The organism is Bradyrhizobium sp. UFLA06-24, from assembly GCF_054967145.1.
In genome coordinates, this window is the sequence record NZ_JADFUE010000140.1 from 1 (window position 1) to 5,569 (window position 5,569).

General features: G+C 56.3%; 3 protein-coding genes. All 3 read right to left on the reverse strand.

What is annotated here, in order from left to right:
* Positions 1-843: 843 nt before the first annotated feature.
* The 3 genes from IF809_RS37850 to IF809_RS37860 all read right to left on the reverse strand — a co-directional run bounded on the left by IF809_RS37850 (position 844) and on the right by IF809_RS37860 (position 4,664).
* A complete protein-coding gene (locus IF809_RS37850) occupies positions 844-1,230 on the reverse strand; it encodes a response regulator transcription factor (RefSeq protein WP_014497989.1) in 387 nt (128 codons plus the stop codon).
* Positions 1,231-1,314: 84 nt separating this feature from the next.
* Positions 1,315-1,998, reverse strand: coding sequence for a response regulator transcription factor (locus IF809_RS37855; RefSeq protein ID WP_011084526.1), 684 nt, complete (start codon positions 1,996-1,998; stop codon positions 1,315-1,317).
* Positions 1,995-4,664 carry a PAS domain-containing protein gene (locus IF809_RS37860; protein WP_038937436.1) on the reverse strand — a complete coding sequence of 890 codons (2,670 nt, stop codon included), beginning with the start codon at positions 4,662-4,664 and terminating at the stop codon, positions 1,995-1,997. The genes IF809_RS37855 and IF809_RS37860 overlap by 4 nt, the downstream gene beginning before the upstream one ends.
* Between the last annotated feature and the right edge of the window lie 905 nt (positions 4,665-5,569).

The following is a 5,569-nucleotide window of genomic DNA, read 5'->3' on the forward strand; positions in this document are numbered from 1 at the left end:
AAACGGCATCGAGGTCATCCAAGTGCCGGAAAACCACGCCGCCTGATCGCCTCGTCACCCAAAATCCCGCATAGCTCAGACGAACTTAGGTTACGTTCTGACACAGGAGACATCAATGCTGTCTCCTCGGTCCTCCTTAGCTTAGCAGTTGCTGACTGATTTGTTTGCCCTAAGAAATTGGGGGCTACAGTACAAACCAGTTGCTGCCGATGCTCGCTGCGGCGAGGACACCTGTGTGATAGCCCGGCCGTGGTGGGGACGTGTTGCGCCGAGCACGTTTGACGGGTTGGACCAGAGGTCTGCCACACATGATGTGGGAGCTTGACGATAGCCGGAGCGCTGGGAATCGATAACGAAGCGGCGGCCCTATAGACAAGTCCAACCCGCACGCGTCAGCGGACGTAACAATTCCTTGGGCTGGGCATCGTTCAAAGCGCTTTCACCGGAAAAGCGGTGACCAAGACATGAGGGGCGTCCTGGCGAAGCTCCATTTCGTCGTCACCGCGGCTGGGCTGAGCACAACCAATCTCGTGCTTGCCGAGCGCTCTCGGGAACCGCTCTGCAATGGAGCATATAGCTTCGCTCCAGGTGGAGTTAAATGCTAGGGGCGCTGATCGCTCTGGGCCGGCATTACTTTGATCACGACCTGGAATGAATCGAGCCGGCGTACCCTCCGTCTCTCGCAAGGTCAAAGGTTGTTTTGCAGCCGACAGTAGCCGGTAATGCTTTGGCGGGCAAGAATTAGCTCCTAATAACGTTAGGGCAGGTCGCGGTTCCGGCCGCAAAGAGGTTGCCCGGTGCGTGATCGTCGTTAGATCGGACAAGAACGCGCAGTTGATCGAATCAGATGCGGCCTCGGTCGCCATATGCCTGCAGTGCGCTGTCGAGACACTTGAGTAACTCTTGTACGCCGAATGGTTTGGCGAGGAAGCCGATCGCTCCGGCGTCCAAGGCTGACGCGCGTACGCGCTCGTTGGGGAAAGCTGTAATGAAAATGAAGGGTGCTTGGTAACCACGCGTCCGCATCTCTGCCAGCAGCTCCAGCCCGCTCATCGCTGCCATCTGCACATCAGTTATGACGCAGGATATCTCGTTCAACCGCGGCGACCGCAGGAGCGCCTCGGCCGAGGCAAATATCTGCACGACGTAGCCACGCGATTTCAAAAGGTTTTCTGTCGCCGCACGGACCGAGGGGTCGTCGTCAACGACGGAAATCAAAGGCGTGGACAAGATGAGCCCTCCCGACGCAGTACAGCGGCTGCCAAACCGTCAGCCACTTTCGCGAAAGTGGGCTTAAGTGATGGAATTGTAAAATCATACTTGGGTTTGTTCAGTGTGATTGGCGCTAATTCCGAGCGTCTCGCTCATTCTGATCAAGTCAGCCAGCGAGCGGGCACGCATCTTTTTCATTACGTGTCCCCGGTAGATCTTGACGGTGATCTCGGCGAGCCCAAGTTCGGCGGCTACCTGCTTGTTCATCAGCCCCGTCGCGACCAGTTTCATCACTGCCTGTTCTCGCGGGCTTAGGGTCTCAAATAGAGATTTCAGGTTCGCCACGGTTCGCTGAGCTTCTCGTCTTTTGCGATCGCGTTCGGTCGCCGCAACGACGGCATCAAGCAGTTCCTGATCGCGGAAGGGCTTGCTGAGGAAATCGACCGCGCCTCCCTTCATGGCCCTGACGGTCATGGGAATGTCGCCATGGCCGGTAATGAAGATGATTGGGATGTGTATGTTCAACCTGGCGAGCTCGGTCTGGTAGTCAAGGCCGCTCAGGCCCGGCAGCCGGACATCAAGAACTAGACAGCTTGTGACGTCCGGCATTGTGCTCTGCAGCATTTCACGGGCCGATCCGAACGCCACGACCTCCAAGCCTACCGATCGAAAAAGGTTCGTAAGCGAGCGACGCATAGAGATGTCATCCTCGACGACAAAGACGATTGCCTTCGTCGAAGCCTCGGTATGTCCGCCTTGGCCTCTCCAGTCAAATCGTCCTGTCACGAGATGGCCTCCTTATGCAGCGGAAGGGCAAACTGGAACGTCGCGCCCGGTCCATTTTTCTGAACCACTGAAATTCGTCCTCCGTGAACTTCCACGATCGACCGGCAGATCGAAAGGCCCATTCCTAGGCCGCTCGATTTGGTGGTGAAGAAGGGGTCCAAGACGCGGTCCGCGTCATTCTCGGCGATCCCGACGCCGCAATCGGTCACGGAAAGCTGCACGTACCCCAGATCGTCCGTAGATGATTGAATCAGAAGTTCACGCGGCCGGTCTGTAACTGCGTCCATGGCCTCGATTCCGTTCATCACCAGATTGATGATCACTTGTTGTAGCTGAATTCGATCACCGAGGACCCTAGGCAGCGCAGACGCCAACTCGCTTCGCAACGTCACTTGGTGGCTCACCAGCTCTCGTGTTACCAGCGCGCTGACGTCCCTAACCACCTGATTAATGTCGAGCGGCACCATCTCGATCTCGCCCTTTTTCGCGAGTGCGCGAATACTACGGATCACCTCGCTTGCCCGGATTGCATCTTCTATGATCCATTCGACTGAAGAGCGCGCGGCTGCAAGATTGGGAACATCGCGAGCCATCCAGCCGAGGCACGCATCGGCGTTGCTGAGGATAGCGGCGAGTGGTTGGGTTATCTCGTGGGCGATAGAAGTTGTCATTTCTCCCAAGGTCGTTACACGCGTCACATGTGCAAGCTCCGCCTGTGCCTTTCGCAGCTCTTGTTCGGCCTGATCAGCGCGAATGGTAGCGGTGATGTCAGTGCTGACGCCGCGATAGCCCAAAAAATTTCCGTTTCCGTCGAAGAAGGGCTTGCCACTAGTGCGGACGTAGATCGGAGATCCCATCCTATTTACGGTACGGTAGATGAGATCCCGGAACGGCAGGTGTGCCTGCAACGTCGCCCGATGCTGACGCCACTTCTCCGGTTCTTCTTCCATGTCGCACGCGATGTCCCAGCGAAGCAGGCCCGTTAACCCTGTCGCCAAAATTCCCGCAGCGCTGGTGTGCTCGGACAAGTGAGTGACCCGATGATCTGGCCCGGTTTCCCAGAGCCAGTCGGAAGCAGTCTCGGCATAGTCGCGAAAGCGCTGTTCGCTCTCGCGCAGCGCTACAAGCGTGTTTTCCAAGCGTTCCCTAGCTGCGTGTTGCTCGGTAACATCCATATGTGTTCCGATCAGCTCGCTGACATTACCATCGCTGCCGACGACAACGTGTGCAACGGAGTGTATGCGCCTTATCCCGCCATCTGGCAGAATAACACGGAAATCATATTCGAACCGTTCGTGCTCCTGGTCAATCGCCTGACGCTGCACCTCCTGCAACCCTGGCAAGTCTTCCGGATGGATGCGCGATCGAATAGTCTCTAGCGAAACCGGCTCTTGTGGGTTAAAGCCAAACAGGCGGTCGACCTCAGCGGAGCGATAAACGAAATCTCGTGTGTGGACGTCCCAGGACCAGCTGCCTGTGTGAGTGAGATGCTGAGCCTCGGCCAGATAGGCCTCGCTTCGGCGCAACTGCTGTTCTGCTCGCCTAGCTGCCGTAATATCGGTGGCTGCCCCAACAAACTCAATTTCACCAGAGGCGGTTCGCGTGACTCGTGCCTGCGCATGGATGTGCTTCACGGAGCCGTCAGGTAGCAGCAGCCGGTACTCGTGCTCGAAATCCCTCAGGTCTCGCATCGCTTCATCGATAATCTCTTTGACAGAAGCCCTATCATCTGGGTGCGTGCGCTCAATGACGAGTTGTGGCGCCGGTGTCGTCTGAAGATCGATTTGGAAAATCCGAAATGTCTCCTTAGACCAGAAGGCCTCGCCGGTAGAGGCGTTCCAGCTGAAGCTGCCTGTATGACTCAACTCCTGCGCGTGAGCCAAATGCGCTTCGCTCCGCTGCAGCGCAAGCTCGGTCTGCTTGCGCTCCGTAATATCTTCGCACGCCATGAGGATGACGGGGCGGTCGCCGGCCCAAAGCATGGCCTTGGCGTTTTCACGCACCCACAATACAGAACCGTCCTTCCTGACTTTCCGGACGTCCCAAGTGCGCGATTGTCCAACATCCTCAAGACACGTCTGAATGCATTTGCGGACGAATGCGCGATCCTCCTCCAGAAATACGTCGAGCACGGATTGGCCCAATAGTTCTGCACAAGCAAATCCCAGTTGTGTCGCGCCCAACGTATTGACGTTGAGGACAATGCCGGCCTCATCGACCATGAAGTACATGGCTGGATTGTGCTCGAAAATTGCGCGCCACCGTTTTTCACGATCCTCCAAATCCGAGGCACTCCGCTGAAGCTTGGCCGCAGCCACACGTGCAGCCTCTCTTTCCTGGCGGAGTTTTCCAATCAGGTACGTTCCGACAACAGAGACAATAAGAAATGCAACAACCACAGGAACATCGCGGGGATCATCGATTCGTAAACTAAACGCCGGCGGCGCAAAGTAGTATGCGAGAGCAGCGATTGCGATGATGCAAAGCGCTGATGAAGCAATGAAGCTGCCCATCAACGAAAATAGTAAGACTACTAACAAATAGGCGAACGCCGCGGCGGCGAAATGCGCCTGAAAGTACACGCAAGTCAGTGTAACCGCGGCTAGCGCTATGCTGCCCAAGGTCAACTGAGGGGCTGAACGTTTGAAACTGCTGATCCTATACATTTTGAGACCGTCCGGCCTGTTATCCGGCGGGAGAGCTATAGCATTTTAGGCAAAAATGAGGCAATCTTGAACACTTGGGTCCGCATGATAGCGTGTGCAAGATCGATCATCGGCTGCCGAACTCAGCACGCGCGGGGAAAAAACGCATTATAAACATACGTATATTTGTCCTAAACCTTCAGTAGGTGTCGCTGACGCGACTTTAGTCGAAGCTGAAACGTCCGCTTTTGCGCATCGCTCGAGCCTACGGCCAATGCGCCCCATTAGGCCGCGGAATGAGGACAGTGGTTTCAGTTCAGCCGATAGGTTCGAAGGCGCGCCTCCGGACCGGCAAGGATCAGAAAAAAGCTGCCCAATGACTCGTCTCCCCGACACAGCCGCTCCCGCGAAGAAAGCGCAAGTTCGCCTGCCGACACAGAAGCCGGAGTCGCGCGAGTCCTACGCGCGATGATGATTCGTTCCAATCTTATCGCGCTTTAGCTGCGAAAAACTGGTTCCGCTGGAAGCGAGCGGCGTCGCAGAACGCAGGGCAGCCTCGTATGACTCGCCACGGCTTTGTCGAGTGCCATTCACGCTGATCACACCCACCATGCTCTGCTAACGCAGCGCGCATCGTAACGAGAACGACAAGCTGCGTCCGCAGGATCCCTACGTCGTCCTTAATCGCGTGAGGCAAGTGGAGCGACGTGCATATGGATCTTCGTAGGCGGACCAATACCTAGTCCGTCAGTCCCGTCATCGGCTTGGCAAAAATGTTGCACAAGCGTTCAGATGGCCGGTAGCCCTTGAGTGCGAAAGCGAAACCCTGAAAAAGCTCCTGCCTCTTTTCTCGCTAGTACCCACTTTTCTTGGAACGTGAGTCGTGATTCAAGGTCGGGATGATACCCGAAGCAAGAGAAGTCCAC

Coding starts and splice junctions, on each gene's coding strand:
- IF809_RS37860 (WP_038937436.1), bottom strand. CDS start 4,664: ATGTATAGGATCAGCAGTTTCAAACGTTCAGCCCCTCAGTTGACCTTG.